General features: G+C 72.0%; 17 protein-coding genes and 1 pseudogene. 11 read left to right on the top strand and 7 right to left on the bottom strand.

All coding sequences use genetic code 11. The annotated features are described in order from the left end of the window. Window position 1: 1 nt before the first annotated feature. From LWP59_RS20650 to LWP59_RS20665, 4 genes are all read right to left on the bottom strand, one after another. Window positions 2–781: an enoyl-CoA hydratase/isomerase family protein gene (locus tag LWP59_RS20650; protein WP_144642751.1), complete on the bottom strand. Its 780-nt coding sequence runs from the start codon at window positions 779–781 to the stop codon at window positions 2–4. Between the two features lie 3 nt (window positions 782–784). Continuing rightward, complete coding sequence (locus LWP59_RS20655) at window positions 785–3,217, bottom strand: xanthine dehydrogenase family protein molybdopterin-binding subunit (RefSeq protein WP_144642752.1); 2,433 nt, start codon at window positions 3,215–3,217, stop codon at window positions 785–787. Window positions 3,218–3,222: 5 nt separating this feature from the next. Next, window positions 3,223–4,773 (bottom strand): class I adenylate-forming enzyme family protein, encoded by a 1,551-nt coding sequence (locus tag LWP59_RS20660; protein ID WP_144642753.1) that lies wholly within the window; start codon window positions 4,771–4,773, stop codon window positions 3,223–3,225. A 155-nt stretch (window positions 4,774–4,928) separates the two neighbouring features. Beyond that, the gene (locus tag LWP59_RS20665; RefSeq protein WP_144642754.1) at window positions 4,929–5,459 is read right to left on the bottom strand and encodes a PadR family transcriptional regulator; all 531 of its coding nucleotides are present in this window, start codon (window positions 5,457–5,459) and stop codon (window positions 4,929–4,931) included. A 176-nt stretch (window positions 5,460–5,635) separates the two neighbouring features. Between LWP59_RS20665 and LWP59_RS20670 the strand changes: the two genes are divergently transcribed. Continuing rightward, entirely contained in the window at window positions 5,636–6,016 is a 381-nt protein-coding gene (locus LWP59_RS20670; protein ID WP_144642755.1) for a hypothetical protein, read from the top strand. A gap of 26 nt (window positions 6,017–6,042) precedes the next feature. Here the strand turns inward: LWP59_RS20670 and LWP59_RS20675 are convergent, their stop codons facing one another. Further along, window positions 6,043–6,786, bottom strand: coding sequence for a GAF and ANTAR domain-containing protein (locus LWP59_RS20675; protein WP_144642756.1), 744 nt, complete (start codon window positions 6,784–6,786; stop codon window positions 6,043–6,045). A gap of 382 nt (window positions 6,787–7,168) precedes the next feature. Between LWP59_RS20675 and LWP59_RS20680 the strand changes: the two genes are divergently transcribed. Together LWP59_RS20680 and LWP59_RS20685 are read left to right on the top strand one after the other, a co-directional pair. Continuing rightward, window positions 7,169–7,771: a hypothetical protein gene (locus LWP59_RS20680; protein WP_144642757.1), complete on the top strand. Its 603-nt coding sequence runs from the start codon at window positions 7,169–7,171 to the stop codon at window positions 7,769–7,771. Between the two features lie 300 nt (window positions 7,772–8,071). Further along, a pseudogene (locus LWP59_RS20685) lies at window positions 8,072–8,233 on the top strand (CPBP family glutamic-type intramembrane protease); the annotation flags it as partial. Between the two features lie 135 nt (window positions 8,234–8,368). Here the strand turns inward: LWP59_RS20685 and LWP59_RS20690 are convergent. Then, entirely contained in the window at window positions 8,369–8,761 is a 393-nt protein-coding gene (locus tag LWP59_RS20690) for a DUF5313 family protein (RefSeq protein ID WP_144642758.1), read from the bottom strand. A 53-nt stretch (window positions 8,762–8,814) separates the two neighbouring features. On the opposite strand from LWP59_RS20690, the gene LWP59_RS20695 reads away from it, so the two are divergent. Continuing rightward, complete coding sequence (locus LWP59_RS20695) at window positions 8,815–9,267, top strand: MarR family winged helix-turn-helix transcriptional regulator (protein WP_144642771.1); 453 nt, start codon at window positions 8,815–8,817, stop codon at window positions 9,265–9,267. 3 nt (window positions 9,268–9,270) lie between these two features. Here the strand turns inward: LWP59_RS20695 and LWP59_RS20700 are convergent, their stop codons facing one another. Beyond that, a complete protein-coding gene (locus LWP59_RS20700; RefSeq protein ID WP_144642759.1) occupies window positions 9,271–10,254 on the bottom strand; it encodes an aldo/keto reductase in 984 nt (327 codons plus the stop codon). A gap of 37 nt (window positions 10,255–10,291) precedes the next feature. Here LWP59_RS20700 and LWP59_RS20705 point away from each other — a divergent pair, with 37 nt between their 5' ends. The 7 genes from LWP59_RS20705 (at window position 10,292) to LWP59_RS20735 (ending at window position 16,885) form a co-directional block, all read left to right on the top strand. Further along, complete coding sequence (locus LWP59_RS20705) at window positions 10,292–10,942, top strand: DUF998 domain-containing protein (RefSeq protein ID WP_144642760.1); 651 nt, start codon at window positions 10,292–10,294, stop codon at window positions 10,940–10,942. Between the two features lie 93 nt (window positions 10,943–11,035). Further along, window positions 11,036–11,797 (top strand): 3-oxoacyl-ACP reductase FabG, encoded by a 762-nt coding sequence (gene fabG, locus LWP59_RS20710; protein WP_144642761.1) that lies wholly within the window; start codon window positions 11,036–11,038, stop codon window positions 11,795–11,797. 2 nt (window positions 11,798–11,799) lie between these two features. Continuing rightward, window positions 11,800–12,252 (top strand): MaoC family dehydratase, encoded by a 453-nt coding sequence (locus LWP59_RS20715; RefSeq protein WP_144642762.1) that lies wholly within the window; start codon window positions 11,800–11,802, stop codon window positions 12,250–12,252. Between the two features lie 79 nt (window positions 12,253–12,331). Then, window positions 12,332–13,351, top strand: coding sequence for a phosphotransferase family protein (locus LWP59_RS20720; RefSeq protein WP_144642763.1), 1,020 nt, complete (start codon window positions 12,332–12,334; stop codon window positions 13,349–13,351). Between the two features lie 2 nt (window positions 13,352–13,353). After that, complete coding sequence (locus LWP59_RS20725) at window positions 13,354–14,601, top strand: acyl-CoA dehydrogenase family protein (RefSeq protein WP_144642764.1); 1,248 nt, start codon at window positions 13,354–13,356, stop codon at window positions 14,599–14,601. After that, window positions 14,598–15,791 (top strand): acyl-CoA dehydrogenase family protein, encoded by a 1,194-nt coding sequence (locus tag LWP59_RS20730; RefSeq protein WP_186383417.1) that lies wholly within the window; start codon window positions 14,598–14,600, stop codon window positions 15,789–15,791. Before LWP59_RS20725 ends, LWP59_RS20730 begins: the two co-directional genes overlap by 4 nt. Further along, a complete protein-coding gene (locus tag LWP59_RS20735) occupies window positions 15,788–16,885 on the top strand; it encodes an acyl-CoA dehydrogenase family protein (protein ID WP_144642765.1) in 1,098 nt (365 codons plus the stop codon). Before LWP59_RS20730 ends, LWP59_RS20735 begins: the two co-directional genes overlap by 4 nt. Window positions 16,886–16,890: the final 5 nt, after the last annotated feature.

Genomic DNA, 16,890 nt, shown 5'->3' on the forward strand with positions numbered 1-16,890 from the left:
CTCACCGCCCCTGGAACTTCGGGGCCCGCTTCTCGCCGAACGCGGCGACGCCTTCGGCGAAGTCCTTGCTCGACCGCAGCATCGCGTAGGCCTTGCGCTCCAGCTCGATGCCCGAGTACAGCGGCGCGTCGACGCCCTTGTCGAGCACCTCCTTCGCGGTGCGGGCGGCCAGCGGCGAGTAGCCGAGCAGCACGCCCACGATGCGTTCGACCTCGGCCTCCAGGGCGGCCCGGTCCGGCACCACGTTGGCCACGAGGCCCCAGTCCCCGGCCTGCCGAGCCTTGATCCGGGACGCGGTCATGATGTGGTACTTGGCGCGGGAGAGCCCGATGAGCCGGGCGAGCCGCTGCGTGCCGCCCGAGCCCGGGATCATGCCCAGGCGCATCTCCGGCAGCGCGAACTCGCTGCGCTCGGTGCAGACCCGGATGTCGGTGGACAGCGCCAGTTCCAGCCCGACGCCGAAGCAGTAGCCGTCCACGGCCGCGATCACCGGCTTCGGGCTGCGGGCCGCTGCGGTCACGTTGTGGCCGAGGTCGGTGAAGTCGACCGGATCGACCTCCATGAAGCCCGCGATGTCCCCGCCCGAGGAGAAGTGCTCCCCCTCGGCCCGCACGACCACCACCTGGATGTCGTCGTCCGCGTCGATCTCGGCGAACCGGTCGGCCATCACCTGCCGGGTCTCCCAGGTGATGATGTTGTACCTGCCGTGGCTCAGGGTCAGGTAGGCGACACGGCCGTCGTGCCCGCGGTCCAGCTTGATCTCGCCTCCGGTGAGTGGCATCGCTCAGCGTTTCCTTTCGTGGTCGCTGCCAGCGGGGCCGCTGAGCAGCTCGTGGAGCACGTTCCCGTGCAGGGGCAGGCTGGTGATCCGCACGCCGGCGGGCGAGAGCGCGTCGGCGACCGCGTTCGCGATCGCGACGGGCAGGCTCATGCTGCTGCCCTCGCCGCAGCCCTTCGCGCCCAGCCGGGTCAGCGGCGACGGGGTGACCAGGTGGTCGCTGTCGAGCTCGTAGGTCGTCTCGGCGCTCGTCGGGCAGAGGTAGTCCATGAACGTGGCGGTGGGCTGGCCCGCGTCGGTGTAGCGCATCTCCTCGTACATCGCGCCGCCGAGGGCCTGCGCGAGCGCGCCGTGCACCTGCCCTTCCAGCAGCGTCGGGTTGAGGATCGTGCCGGCGTCGTGCACGGTCACGACCTTCTCGAGGGTGAGCTGCCGGGTGGCGGGCTCGATCCGCACGACGGCCAGTTCCGCGACGAACCCGTAGCAGAGGCTGGAGTTGATCTGGTCGCTGCGGCTCGCGGCCTTGGACTGCGGTGGCGTGAACGCCGCTTCCTCGTACAGCCGCGCGGAAACGCCCTCGGGCAGCGAGCCCGGGTCCCAGTGGACCAGACCGGCAGCGTGCCGGAAGGCCACCGACCGGGTGGGGTCCGCGACGACGCGCACCGTTCCGTCGGCGAGCTCGACCTCGGCGGGATCGGCCTGCAACAGTGTGGCGCCCGCGACCCTGATCGTCGCGGCCAGCTTCTCGCTCGCCTCGACCAGCGCGCTTGTCAGCAACGGTGCGAAGCGCGAGGAGTAGCTGCCGGTGCTGATCGTCCACGGGGTGGTCGCGGTGTCCATCTGCACCACCGGGCGCACCTGGTCCAGCGGCAGGCCCAGCTGACCGGCGACGACCTCCTGTGCGACCGTCGCGTGGCCCTGTCCCTGCGGCACGGTGCCCAGCAGGACCGACACGATCCCGCCCGGGTCCACGCTGATCCGCACGTGCTCGGTGGAGCCGGACTTCCCCCGCCCCGGCGCCCGCTGCTCGGCGGGGGTGGCGAGGCCGACGTAGCCGATGTTCGTCGCCGAGGGGTCCACGATCGTCGCGACCCCGATGCCGAAGTACTCCCCGCGTTCGCGCGCCTGCCGCTGTCGCTCGCGCAACGCCTGGTAGTCGGCGTTCTTCACGAGCAGGTCCAGCGCGCGGGGGTAGTCGCCCGAGTCGTAGACGCCGCCGGTCGGGGTGGGGTACGGGAAGTCCTCCGGCTGCACGAAGTTGCGCCGCCGCAGCTCGACCGGGTCCAGGCCGCACACCCCGGCGACCTCGTCCATCAGCCGTTCCAGTCCGAAGTAGAGCTGCTGGCCGCCGAAGCCGCGGTTGAGCCCGGTCGGGGTCTTGTTGGTGACCACGGCACGCGAGCGCAGCGCGACCGCGTCGATCCGGTAGGCGCCGGTGATGTTGCCGAAGCAGCGGTAGAGGGTGCTCGGCTCGGGCGGGCGCAGGTAGGCGCCGACGTTGTCGACCAGGTCCGCGCGCAGCCCCCGGACCCGGCCGTCGGCGGACACCGCGGCCTCGAACCACATCGTGCGGTCCGAACCGGCGGAACTGGCCAGCAGGTGCTCGATCCGGTCCTCGGTCCAGCGCACCGGCCGCTCCGCGTGCTTGCTGGCCAGCGCCATCAGCGCCACGTAGGGGTACACGGCGGCCTTGATGCCGAAGCTGCCGCCGTTGTCGGCCGGGACCATCAGCCGGATCCGCGAGGCGGGCACGCCGAAGGCGCCGGCGAGCACCGCGAGCATCGAGAACGGGCCGTGGAAGTTCGTCCACGCCTGGATGGCGGGCCCGTCGGCCTCGTCCTGCCAGTCGGCGATCACCGAGTAGCACTCCATCGGCGTGGAGGAGTAGCGCGGGAACGCGTACTTGCCCCGCACGACGTGGTCGGCGGCGGCGAACACCTCGTCCACGTCGCCGAAGGCGAAGGTCCGGTCGGTCGCGACGTTGCCCCCGGCCTCCTCGTGCAGCACCGGCGCGGCCGGCAGGAGCGCCTTCTCGACGTCGACCACCGGCGCCAGCGGTTCGTAGTCCACCTGCACCAGCTCGGCCGCGTCCTCGGCGACGTAGCGGTCCTCGGCCACCACGACCGCCACGGGCTCCCCGACGAACCGGACCTTGTCCACGGCCGTCGGGTAGTAGGGCATCGGCGTCTTCAGCGCGAGCGGGAACGGCCGCAGCCCGGCGGCGACCTCCTCGGGCCCGATCACCGCGGCGACGCCGGGATGCCGGCGCGCGGCCGCCAGGTCGACCCCCCGGATGCGGGCGTGCGCGTGCGGGCTGCGCACGATCGCCGCGGTGAGCGTCCCGGGCAGCGGGTCGATGTCGTCCATGAACCGGCCGCGGCCGGTGAGCAGCGGCGGATCCTCGATCCGCGCGGTGGTGCGCGATGCGGCGGCGGTCATGCGGTTCACCTGTCTGCTTTCGTGGTGCTGTCGGCCAGTGCCCGGTAGTGACCCGAGGTGAGCTCGCGCCGGAGGATCTTGCCGACGGCCGACTGGGGAAGGGCGTCCACGGCGATCAGCCGTTTCGGCCGTTTGAGCGAGGGCAGCCCGGACTGTTCCCGGGCGAAGAGCTCGAGCACCGCCATCGCGTGCTCGGCGGTCGTGCCCTCCTCGGGCACGAAGAACGCCGTCGCCGCCTGGCCCCACCGGTCGTCGGGCAGCCCCACGACGACGACCGCGCGGACGACCGGACAGCGGATCAGGGCGTCCTCGATCTCGTCCGGATAGATGTTCTCGCCGCCGGAGTTGATCATGTCGTCGACCCGGCCCGCCACCCACAGGTCGCCGTCCTCGTCCTCGACCGCGAGATCGCCGGGGAAGTACCAGCCGCCACGGATCGACCTGCCGTTCGCGTCGGGACGGCGCCAGTACCCACCGAACGCCTCGGGACTGCCCATGGAGACCGCGAGCTGCCCCTGCTGCCCCGGCACCACCACGTCGTCCGGGCCCGCGGCGGGGTCGGGGTCGATCAGCCGGACGCGGGAGAACAGCCCGGCGCGGCCGGCCGACCCCGGTTTGGCCGCGACGTCCGGGCCGATGGTGAAGGTGTAGATCTCGGTGCTGCCGAAGTGGTTCACGAACGACTCCGGCTCCAGCGCGTCGCACAGCTGCTCGGCGAGCGCCGGGGTCATCGAGGCGCCCGCGTAGGCCAGCTTGCGCACCGACTTCGCCTCCGCGAGGCGGCCGGTCCGCACCAGGGACCAGTAGATGGTCGGCACCAGGTAGAGCGACCGGACCCGCTCGGCGACGATCAGCTCCAGCGCCTCCTCGGCGTCGAACCGGACCTGCGGCACCCAGGTGCCGGCGGCGGCGACCGTGGCCACGAGGGTGCGCAGGCCCATGGTGTGGAACATCGGCATGACGCCGAGCGCCGCACCGGCCAGCGGCTGCCCGGTCTGCACCAGGTGGGCGATCGCGGCGGCGTGCTCGGCGCGGTGCGACCGCGGCACGCCCTTGGGCTTCCCGGTCGTGCCCGAGGTGTAGAGCAACACGCTGATGTCCTCTTCGGACACCGTCGCGTCCGGCGCGGTGTCGGGCTCGGCCGGCGCCAGGCGCTCGATGGTGCCCGCCGCCGCGCCCGAGCGGACCCGGGTGAGCGGCGGCAGGTCCGCGAGCGCCTCGTCGGCGACGGCTTCGGTCGACTCGTCCGTGACGAGCATGACCGGGGCGGCGTCGGCGACGCAGTAGGCCAGCTCCGCCGCGCCGAAGCGGAAGGACAGCGGCACCGAGACCGCGCCGAGCTTCTGCAGCGCGAAGTGCAGGCTGGCCAAGGGTTCGCCGCCGGCGAGCGACAGCACGACCCGGTCGCCGCGGCGGACACCGAGCCGCGCCAGCGCCCGCGCCAGGCGGTTGGTGTGGGCGTCCCACTCCGCGTACGACATCGGGTGCGGTCCGCCCACAGCCCGGCGCGCCGGATAGCGCTCGGCGGTCCAGCGCAGCACGGTGCCCAGATCCATGACCGTCCCTCCGTCGCGACAGCAGCTTACGATCTGTTTCAGATGGTCCGTTTCAGACTATTGGAGAGTACGAGAAGGCCCGAGGCCCGTCAAGGCCGGTGGTGTGACGAAGACTCGCCTGGCAGCTCGAAGGCCAGGTCAGCCAGGAAGGACGATCAGTACTCTTCCGCGACGGACTTCCAGAAGCGCAGCGCCGCGTGCTCCATCTCCAGCCCGAGCCGCAGCGTGATCATCCGGCGGGCGACGCGGTCGTCGCCGCCGAAGCGGCGCTGCATCTGCTCGTACACCGAGATCCGCTCTTCGTGCTGCTTGATCTGCTCGCGTGCGAGGCTCGCCACGTTGCCGGGATCGCCCAGCTCGTTGAAGAACAGCTTCAGCTCGGCGATGTCACGCATCTCGAAGTGCTCGTTCGTGGGCGAGCCCAGCCAGTCGCGCAGCGCCTGCCTGCCCTCGGCGGTGATGCGGTAGGTCTTGCGCCGGCGCCCGGTCTCCTCGGTCTCGACCTCGAGCAGGCCCATCTTCTCCAGCCGCTCGGGCTCGGAGTACAGCTGCGCGTGCGGGAAGGACCAGAAGTAGCCCACGGAGTGGCCGACGGCGCGCTTGAGGTCGTACGGCGTCGACGGCCCGCGCAGCCCGATCGTCCCCAGCACGACGTAGGAGGTCGTGCTCAACCGTCGGCTCGACATGGCTTCGCACCCTATCCTACCGTTCCGATGATCTGAACCGGACGATCCCGAACGGATGGTGGCGCTCGCGGTCCCCTCACTCCCGCGTGACGGGGCGAGGGACTAAGTTCCTCGGCCATGGGATGGCCCCATCGCATTGACTATCCTTTATGGACATCAGACCGACGAGGAGTGGTGTGCCGGCGAAAACCCTGTCGCACGTCGAATGCGTGAAGCTGATCCGCTCCCCCGAGCGCTACCGCCCGGTGCTGGTGTCGATCGACGGGCAGCAGCCGGTGACCCTGACGTGCTTCGTCCTCGACGACGGCGACCTGCTCGTGCCGGCGGGCCGCGACCGTGCGCTGGTCCGCCGCGCGGCCGGCCGGACCGCGTCGGTCAACATCACCCAGCGGAGCCTGCACCCGCCCGGCGGCTGGACGGTCACCGGGATCGGGCTGGCGCGCCCGCTCGTCGCCGCCGACCGGCCCGATTCGCTGCCCCGCAACCTCGCTCCCGGCGCCTTCGACGCCGGCATCCGTATCGCGATGGCCCGCCTGACCGGGTGCCGCGAACACTGACCATTCTAGTCCACAATGCACAGTTCTCAGGGTGCGCCGTCCGGCGGGCGGAACCCTTTTCCGTTGTCCGGCAGCCGCAGCCGCCGTTCGACGACCGCGCGGGCCACGTCCGTCAGGGGCCGGTCCTGGCGGTAGGCGTGGGCCCGCAGGCGCACCAGGGCGTCGAGCACCGGCACGCCCAGCTGCACCGAGACCATGCCCGCCGCCTGGTGCACCTCCGCGTTCCAGAGCGCGGGCCGCTGGTCGTCGATGCCGGGCGGGGTCGCGATGCCGCCGCGGTCGTCGAGCACCAGCAGGAGCGCGGTGTCCGCGTACACGACCGCGTCCAGCAGCTCCTCGGTGTCCGGCTCGCCCGGCTCCGCGCGATACAGGTCGAGCACGCCGACCCGCAGCGCCCCCAGCGCGAGCGGGACGCTGTACATGCTCCGCATCCCGCGCTGCACCGCCTCCGCCGCGAACACCGGCCACCGGCGTGCCCCCTCGGGCGCGGCCAGGTCACCGGCCACGACCGGACGGCCCGATTCCACCGCTTCGACCCCCGGCCCCTCCCCCAGGGTCAGCTGCAGCTCGGTCAGCCCGTCCACCCCCGGGCCGGTCACGTACGTGGGCTCCATCGTGCCCACGCCGCTCGCGACGATCAGGCCGGCTCCGTTCAGGGCAAGCGCTTCCACGCAGGCCAGGCACGCGTGGCTGGGGGCCAGCGCCTCGTCCCGCCGCCTGGCGCGGAGCGACACCGCGGCCCAGACCCGCGTCGCGCGATCACGATCCACTCGATCTCCCATTCCGGGTCGCAGCCCGGCGGTGCCGGAGTGCTCTCGGACGGGCGTCCCCCTCGGCCCACACGTCCAGTCCATCCTTCCCGCAATTGGCGACCTGCCGATAGGGGAGAAAGACCCTAGCGGCCGGACACCGGTCCTGTCGAAGTCCATAGTGGACGAGTCGGCGCCCTGGGCCTCGTCGACCGGCTGGGCGCCACTCGCCGACGCCGACCGCGCCCGGGCCGGTCTCGCCGCCGCGACATCCACATCGTCCACAATGGACCCGGCAGGGCACGGTCGAAGTCCCACCGTTCCGGGGACCTTCGACCCTGTCGCCTCTCGCGCGGGGTTCGCCAGGCTCGGTGGCACCGAGATGGAGACGAGGTGGCTTCGAGTGCCCTCCGACGACGTTGCAGGCGGCCGAGAACCGAGCCTGCTGGCGGAGTTCGCCCCCTGCCGCGACTTCGCCCTGACCGAGCACCTGGTGGTCGCGGCCTCGCCAGGGGAGACCTACGCCGTGGTGGCGCAGCTGCGGGGCGCGGACCTGCGCTCCCCCGTGCTGCGGGTGCTCACCTGGGCGCGCGGGCTGCCGGTCCGGTTGCGCCCGGACGAAACGGCCCCGGCGTTCGAGGAGATCCTGCTCGGCGCGCGGTGGGTGCTGCTCGGCGAACGGCCCTGCCAGGAGATCGTGCTCGGCGCGGCGGGCCGGTTCTGGACGCCGCGCATGCGGTGGGACGTCGTCGTGCCGCACGAGTTCGCGCGCTACGACCGCCCCCGGTCCGGCACGATCGCGCTGGCGCTCTCGATCCTGCCGTTCGACCGGGAGCAGACCCTGCTGACCCTCGACACCCGGGTCACGGTGCACGACCCGGTCGCCCGGCGCTGGGCGGAGCTGTACTGGCAGGCCATCAAGCCCACGGCGCGGCTCGTCGCCCGGCAGGTGCTGCACGCGGTCAACGACGAGGCCACCGGCAGGCACCGCTCCGCCCGCAACTGACTGCGCGTTCCCTTCCCGGGACGCACAACCCAAGCACGATGAGCACTGTGACCACCCACGCGCGACGGCCGGGAGCCCGCACGTCACGCCGTCGTCACGCTGCCGTGGCCTGCGCGGTGCCGATCCTCGCCGAACCGGGTGCTGCCCGGCCGGGCGTATCCGGTGTGCGGGGCACTCACCGCGCTCGTGCTGGTCCTGCCCGGCCGCCTCGCCGGGCTGTCGTTCGCCGAGCTCGGGCTGGCCGGCTTCGGGCAGCTGCTCCTGCTGGCCCTGGTGCGCATCCCGCTGGGCACGGTGCTGGTGGAGGAGGTCGCCTTCCGCGGCGTGCTGCCGGCGTTGCTGGGCGCCGGGGACCGCTGGCGCTGGGACCCGGTGCTCGGGGCCGCGGCGCTGTTCGGGCTCTGGCACCTGCTGCCGTCGCCGGCGCTGGAGCAGAACGCGGCGGCCGGGGTGTTCCTCTACTGGTGGCACACCGGTCGCGGCCTGCTCGCGTACGGGCTGGTGCACTTCGCGACCAACTCGGGCGGCCTCGCGCTGGCCTGGCTCGTGGCGGTGCGCCAGCGGGTCACGCTCCGGCGACCACCGTCGGAAACAGCCCTACTCATGAGGTGTCCGGTACCGGGCGATGTAGCGCTGCCGGGCCTCCTCGTCCTCCTCGGCGTGCGCCTCCGCGCGGACGCGCTTGCCGGTGCCGCGCGGGTAGCCGTGCTTGGCCAGCCGGTTCTCGGCCGCTTCCTCCATGTAGACGAAGGAGTAGAAGTAGCCGACCAGCGCGGCCATCAGCACCAGTGCCAGCCGCAGCCCGATCGGCGCCGGCAGCAGCAGCCACACCAGCATCAGCGGTCCGACCAGCACGGTGCTGCGCGCGGCGTGGCGCCAGACCCAGGTGCTCGACGTCGTGTCGTGCAGAACCCATTCGCGGCACCGGTCGGGCAGCCGGCCGCCGAGGGCGTACCAGGTCCATTGCAGCGGGTTCGGTCGTTGTCTCACACCTACAGAGTAGACTAATAATTAGCGTACTAATCAATGGAGCGGGAGTGACGATGGCGACGGTCGACCTGGGCGCGGACCCCCTTGCGCTGGACCGGCAGGTCTGCTTCGCGCTGTCGGTGGCCTCGCGCAGCGTCATCGCGATCTACCGGCCGCTGCTCAAGCCGTACGGGCTGACGCATCCGCAGTACCTGGTGCTGCTGGCGTTGTGGGACAAGGCGCCGCGCACGGTGAAGGACCTGTGCGACACGCTGCGCGCCGAGCCCGCGACCCTCTCACCGCTGCTCAAACGCCTCGAAGCGCTCGGCTACGTGACGCGTGAACGCAACCGCTCCGACGAGCGCGCGCTGACGGTCGAGCTGACCGGCGCGGGCCGCGCCTTCCGCAAGGATGCCGAGAAGATCCCGTACCAGGTGGTGCAGGAGCTGGGCATGGACCTCGCCGAGCTCGAACAGCTGCACGCCGCCCTGGGCCGCGTCCTCGCCGCCACCGACCCCCGCGCCTGAGCCCTACCAGCGGTCGTGCACCTGCGCGCGGATGCGGCGGTCGTACAGCGAGCGCACCGCGTCGAGGGTCTCCGGCGGCAACGGCGCCAGGCCGGCCGCCGCCGCGTTGGCCTGCGCCTGCCGCGGCGACCGCGCACCGGGGATCACCGAGGTCACGCCCGGCTGCTGGATGATCCACCGCAGCGCCGTCTGCGCCGGGGTGGCGCCCTCGGGCGCGAGCTCGCCGAACTCGGCCGCCGCCTCGACGCCGGTCGCGAAGTCGACGCCCGAGAAGGTCTCGCCCTGGTCGAACGCCTCGCCGTGCCGGTTGAACGTGCGGTGGTCGTCCGGCGCGAACACGGTCTCCTTCGTGTACCGCCCGGACAACAGGCCCGACGCCAGCGGCACCCGCGCGATGATCCCGACCCCGGCTTCGGCCGCCGCGGGCAGCACCCGCTCGAGCGGCTTGAGCCGGAACGGGTTCAGGATGATCTGCACGCTCGCGGTGCCCGGCCGCGCGATCGCGGTCAGCGCCTCGTCGCAGGTCTCCACGCTCACGCCGTAAGCGGCGATCCGCTTCTGCGCCACGAGGGTGTCGAGCGCGTCGTACACCGCGTCGGCGGAGTAGACCGGCGTGGGCGGGCAGTGCAGCTGGACGAGGTCGAGGGTGTCCACCCCTAGGTTCGCCCGCGACCGGTCGGTCCACGCGCGGAAGTTCTCCAGCGTGTAGTTCGCCGGGTCGAGGCTCGCGCGCCGCCCCATCTTCGTGGCGACGAAGACGTCCGCGCCGCCCCGGCCACGCAGGTACTCGCCGATGACCTGCTCGCTGCGGCCGTCGCCGTAGACGTCGGCGGTGTCGAAGAAGGTCACGCCCGCTGCCACGGCCGCGTCGAGCACCGCCTTGGCGTCCCCGGCGCTCACCTCGCCCCAGTCCGCGCCCAGCTGCCACGTCCCCAGCCCGACCACCGACACGCTCCGGCCGGTCCGCCCCAGCACCCGCTGCTCCATACGGGAATCCTATCGCCGGCGTTCGTACCATCGGATCATGAGCGTGCCGACGGTCCAGCCCAGCCGCGTCCCCGGGCTCATCGGCGCCGGCGGGGTGATCGCGATCGCCGCCGGCGCACTGCTCGTACTGCTGCTGCAGTTCCTGCCCCCCACGAACACGATCAGCCCGCTGCGCCGCACGATCAGCGAGTACGGCCTGAGCACCAACAAGTGGATCTTCAACCTCGCACTGGTCCTCATCGCGCTCGGTTCCGCGGTGCTGTTCGCCGTGCACGCCCTGCGGCACACGCTGCCCCCGGCGGCGCTGTTCGCCGGCGCGGTGTGGACGGCGAGCCTGCTCGTGATCGTCGCCTTCCCCAAGACCGACTGGGCCGTCGGGCCGAGTGCGGGCGGCACCGTGCACCGCATCGCGAGCGTGATCGGGTTCGTCGTGCTGCCGGTCGGGCTGCTGATCGCCGCCGGCCGCGCGTTCCCCGCCGACACCCCGTGGCGGTGGGTGGCCCGGATCCTGAGCATCACCTCGCTCGGCTGGTTCGCGCTGATCCTCACGGGCGTGGTCGTGATGCTCGCCGGCGGCGGTCCGTGGTGGACGTTCGTGCCGCTGGGCCTGGTACAACGGCTCATGGCGCTCAACGAACTGTTCGCGGTCGCCACCCTGGCCGTCCCGCTACTACGCTCGACCGGATAACCCACAGTGACATGGGTTACACCCCTGTCCCGCACGGGCCGATACCGGTAGCTTTCTAAGCGCTCGCTTAGCTCAACGTCGAGGAGGAAACACGTGACCGAGTCCCACTCCCGCGTCGCGATAGTCACCGGCGCCGGCCGGGGTATCGGTGCCGCCGTCGCCCAGCGGCTCGCCGCCGACGGGTTCGCCGTGGGCCTGCTGGACCTGGACGAGGCCGCTGTCAAGCAGGGCGCGGAGGACATCGTCGCCGGCGGCGGCAAGGCCACCGGAGTCGCACTGGACGTCAGCAACGCCGAGCAGGTCGAGGCCGCCGTCTCGAAGGTCGCCGACGAGCTCGGGCCGCCCACAGTGCTGATCAACAACGCCGGCATCACCCGCGACAACCTGATCTTCAAGATGACCGAGCAGGACTGGGACTCGGTGCTGGGCGTGCACCTGCGCGGCTCGTTCCTGATGACGCGCGCGGTGCAGAAGCACATGACCGCCCAGAAGTGGGGCCGGATCGTCAACCTGTCCAGCACCTCGGCGCTGGGCAACCGCGGCCAGGTCAACTACTCCGCCGCCAAGGCCGGCATGCAGGGCTTCACCAAGACCCTCGCGATCGAGCTCGGCAAGTTCAACGTGACCGCCAACGCGATCGCCCCGGGCTTCATCGCCACCGACATGACGGCGGCGACCGCGGAGCGGCTCGGCGTCTCGTTCGAGGACTTCAAGGCCGGTGCGGCCCAGCAGATCCCGGTCCAGCGCGTCGGCACGCCCGACGACATCGCGCACACCGTCTCGTTCCTGGTGAGCGAGGGCGCCGGGTTCGTCTCCGGCCAGGTCATCTACGTCGCCGGCGGACCGAAGGACTGAGCATGCGCGTCTTTGCGAGCCTGGACGAGTTCGCCGCCGCGGCCGGTGAGCAGCTGGGCACCAGCGAGTGGCACACCGTCACCCAGGAGCAGGTCGACACCTTCGCCGAGGCGACCGGGGACCACCAGTGGATCCACGTGGACGTCGAGAAGGCGAAGCAGGGCCCCTTCGGTGGCCCGATCGCGCACGGGTTCCTCACCCTGTCGCTGCTGCCGCGGCTGAGCGCCGCGACCTACCGCGTCGACGGGCTCAAGATGGGCATCAACTACGGCCTGAACAAGGTGCGGTTCCCGATGCCGGTCAAGGTGGGCGCGAAGGTGCGCGGCACCGCCGAGCTCGCCGAGATCACCGACGTGCCGGGCGGCAAGCAGGCCGTGGTGCGCTGGACCGTCGAGATCGACGGCGAGCAGAAGCCCGCCTGCATCGCCGAGTTCGTCGTCCGCCTGCTCGCCTGACGCGAGCCCGGCGGGCGGCGGACCGCCGCTACCGTGGGGACATACCGACTGGTCGGTACCGGAGGCAAGGAGGCCACCCGTGACCCAGCAGGACCCGCCGGGCCTGGACCTGGCCCGGCTGCGCGCCCATCTCGACGAGCAGGCGCCCGGCCTGGTCAAGGGCGAGCTGACCGGCGAGGTCGTGGAAGGCGGCCGGTCGAACCTCACCTACGTCGTGAGCGACGGCGCGTCCCGCTGGGTGGTCCGCCGCCCACCGCTGGGGCACGTGCTGCCGACCGCGCACGACATGGCCCGCGAGCACAAGGTGATCAGCGGCCTGCGCACCACGAAGGTGCCGGTGCCCGCGACGGTCACGCTGTGCCAGGACACCGCCGTGATCGGCGCCCCGTTCTACGTCATGGAGTTCGTCGAGGGCACGCCGTACCGGTCGCGGGCCGAGCTCGAAGCGCTCGGCCCGCAGCGCACAGCGGCCATCGCGGACTCGCTGGTCGACACGCTCGTCGACCTGCACGCGGTGGTCCCCGAGGAGGTCGGGCTCGGGGACTTCGGCCGCCCGGAGGGCTTTCTCGAGCGCCAGCTGCGGCGGTGGAAGAAGCAGCTGGACTCCTCGCGCAGCCGGGACATCGAGGGCATCGACCAGCTGCACGACCGGCTGGCGAAGCACCTGCCGGCCTCGGGCGCGCCGGCGATCGTGCACGGCGACTACCGGCTCGACAACGTCCTCGTCGACGGCACCGACAAGATCACCGCGGTGCTGGACTGGGAGATGTCCACCCTCGGCGACCCGCTGACCGACCTCGCGCTGCTGGTCGCCTACGCCGAACGCGGCAAGGTCAACCTCGAGGTGGTCTCGAACGTCAGCACCGCCCCCGGCTATCCCGGCGTCGACGAGGTCGTCGCGCGCTACACACAGCGCTCGGGTCGCGACATCTCCGCGCTCAACTGGTATGTGGGCTTCGCGTTCTTCAAGCTCGCCGTGATCCTCGAAGGGATCTTCTACCGCTTCAGCAAGGGCCAGACCGTCGGCGCCGGCTTCGACAAGATCGGCGAGGCGGTCGCCCCGCTCGTCGCGCTCGGCAACGAGACACTCAAGGACTGACGATGGACTTCGCATTCGATGCGCGCACCGAGGAGCTTCGCGCGCAGCTCCTCGAATTCATGGACTCCCACATCTACCCCGCCGAGCACGTGTTCGAGGAACAGCTGGCCGAGCGGGAGAACCCGTGGTCGGCCCCACCGGTCGTGGAGGACCTGAAGGCCGAGGCGCGCAGGCGCGGCCTGTGGAACCTCTTCCTGCCCGGCGGTGCCGGTGCCTCCGACGCCGGCGGGCACGGCTACGGCGCCGGGCTGACCAACCTGCAGTACGCGCCGCTGGCCGAGATCACCGGCCGCAGCCCGCACCTGGCCCCCATCGCGCTCAACTGCGCGGCCCCGGACACCGGGAACATGGAGGTGCTGGCGATGTTCGGCACCGAGCAGCAGCGCAAGCAGTGGCTGCAGCCGCTGCTGGACGGGGAGATCCGCTCCGCGTTCGCGATGACCGAGCCCGAGGTGGCCTCCTCCGACGCGCGCAACATCTCCACGAGCATCATCCGCGACGGCGACGAGTACGTGATCAACGGCCGCAAGTGGTACATCACCGGCGCGATGAACCCGAACTGCAGGATCTTCATCGTGATGGGCAAGACCGACCCATCGGCCGAGCCGCACCGGCAGCAGAGCCAGGTCCTGGTCCCGCGCGACACCCCGGGCCTGACCGTCAAGCGCGGCATGAAGGTGTTCGGCTACGACGACAGCTCGCACGGCGGGCACGCCGAGGTGGTCTTCGACGACGTGCGGGTGCCCGCGGAGAACCTGCTCGTCGAGGAGGGCGCCGGTTTCGCCATCGCGCAGGCCCGGCTCGGCCCCGGCCGGATCCACCACTGCATGCGCTCGATCGGCATCGCCGAGCGGGCGATCGAGCTGATGTGCCGCCGGACCCTGGCGCGCACCGCCTTCGGCAGGCCGATCGCCGAGCAGGGCGTCGTGCAGGACTGGATCGCCGAGTCGCGGGTGCGGATCGAGCAGCTGCGGACGCTGGTGCTCAAGACCGCGTGGCTGATGGACACCGTCGGCAACCGGGGTGCGCACACCGAGATCCAGGCGATCAAGATCGCGACGCCGGCCACCGTGGAGTGGATCGTGGACAAGGCCATCCAGGCGCACGGCGCCGGCGGGCTGTCGCAGGACTTCCCGCTGGCGGAGATGTGGGCCGGGATCCGGACCCTGCGCTTCGCCGACGGGCCCGACGAGGTGCACAAGCGCTCGCTCGCGCACCGTGAGCTCAAGAAGTACCGGGAGGCTCGGTGAACAACACTGTGACCACCGCGGAAGACCTGCGGGAGCGGGTCGGCGACTTCCTGGCCGGACACGACCCGGCGAGCACCGGCCGGCTCGAGTTCCTGCGGGCCCGGTTCGACGCCGGGCTGGCGTGGGTGCACTACCCCGCCGGGCTGGGCGGGCTGGACGCGCCGCGCGCGCTGCAGTCCGTTGTGGACAGCGCGTTCGCGAAGGCCGGCGCGCCGGACAACAACCCGCGCCGCATCGGCATCGGGCTCGGCATGGCGGCGCCGACGATCCTGCGGTTCGGCACCGAGGAGCAGAAGAAGCGCTACCTTCGTCCACTGTGGACCGGCGAGGAGGTGTGGTGCCAGCTGTTCTCCGAGCCCGGCGCCGGCTCGGACCTCGCCGCGCTGGGCACCCGCGCGGTGCGCGACGGGGACGACTGGGTGATCAACGGGCAGAAGGTGTGGACCTCGGTCGCGCACATCGCCCGGTTCGCCATCCTGGTCACCCGCACCGACCCGGACGTGCCCAAGCACCAGGGCATGACCTACTTCGTGTGCGACATGACCGACCCGGGCGTGGACGTGCGGCCGCTGCGGCAGCTGACCGGCGAGGCCGAGTTCAACGAGGTGTTCCTGTCGAACGTGCGGCTGCCAGACGCCAACCGGCTCGGCGCGGTCGGCGAGGGCTGGAAGGTCGCGCAGACCACGCTGATGAACGAGCGCGTCGCGATCGGCGGCAACGCGATGCCGCGCGAGGGCGGGCTGCTGGGCATGGTCGCGAAGACCTGGCGCGAGCACCCCGAGCTGCGCACCCCGGATCTGCACGAGCGGCTGCTGCGGCTGTGGGTCGACGCGGAGACCGCCCGCCTGGCGGGCTCGCGGCTGCGCCAGCAGCTCGCCGTGGGCGCGCCGGGCCCGGAGGGCTCGGCGATGAAGCTGGCGTTCGCGAAGCTGCAGCAGGCGCTGACCGGGCTCGAGGTGGAGCTCGCCGGTGCGGACGGTCTGCGCTACGACGAATGGACGTTGCGGCGGCCGGAGAAGGTGGACATGGTCGGCCGCGAGCCCGGCTACCGTTACCTGCGGGCCAAGGGCAACTCGATCGAGGGCGGCACCTCCGAGGTGCTGCGCAACATCATCGCCGAGCGCGTGCTCGGCCTGCCCTCGGAACCCCGCGTCGACAAGGACGTCGCCTGGAAGGACCTGCCGCGGTGAGTGATCTGCTGTACTCCGAGGTCGAAGAGGACCTCCGGGCGAGTGTCCGCGACCTGTTCGCCGACAAGGCGGCCGCCGCCTCGGTGCTGGCCAGGACCGAGAGCGCCGAACCGTACGACCTGAAGCTGTGGCGCACCCTCGCGGCGGAGCTGGGCACCGCGGGCCTGCACGTGCCCGAGGAGCTCGGCGGCCAGGGCGCGTCCACCCGCGAGCTCGCGGTGGTACTGGAGGAGCTGGGCCGGGCCGTGGTGCCGGTGCCGTTCCTCGGCAGCGCGGTGCTGGCGACCTCGGCGCTGCTGGCGTGCGACTCGGACGAGTCCGGGCAGCTGCTGCGCAGGCTCGCCGCGGGCGAGGCGATCGGGGCGCTGGCGGTCACGCTGAGCACGTGGCCCGGCGCGGAGTTCCCCACCGCCGCGCGGGCCGACGCGGACGGTGTCCTCAGTGGACGGATCGGCCTGGTCGCGGACGCGTCCGTCGCCGATGTGCTGGTGGTGCCCGCGCTCGGACCGGACGGGCCGGGGTTGTACGCGGTCGAGGGCGCGACGGTCACCGAGGCGACCTCGCTCGACCTGACGCGCCGCCTCGCGGACGTCACCGTGGACGGTGCCGCCGGGCGGCTGCTCGCCGGACCGGACCGCGCCGCGGAAGCGCTGCAGCACGCGCTGCTCGTGGGCGCCGGGCTGCTCGCGTCCGAACAGCTCGGGGTGGCGCAGTGGTGTCTCGACGAGACTGTCGGCTACGTCAAGCAGCGCTACCAGTTCGGCCGCCCGGTCGGCTCGTTCCAGGCGCTCAAGCACCGCCTCGCCGACCTGTACCTGGAGCTCGTCACCGCCCGCGCGGCGGCCCGCAACGCCGCGGACGCGCTGGCCGACGGCCGGGACGTCGCCATCGCGGTCGCGGTGGCACAGTCGGCGTGCGCGTCGGTCGCGGTGCACGCCGCCGAGGAGGCCATCCAGCTGCACGGCGGGATCGGGATGACCTGGGAGCACCCGGCGCACCTCTACCTCAAGCGTGCCAAGAGCGACGAGCTGGCGCTGGGCACGCCGGGACGGCACCGGGCGGCACTGGCGAAGCTGGTGGACCTGCCGGCCTGAGGAGG

It is taken from the genome of Amycolatopsis acidiphila (assembly GCF_021391495.1).
Taxonomy (GTDB): Bacteria; Actinomycetota; Actinomycetes; order Mycobacteriales; family Pseudonocardiaceae; genus Amycolatopsis_E; species Amycolatopsis_E acidiphila.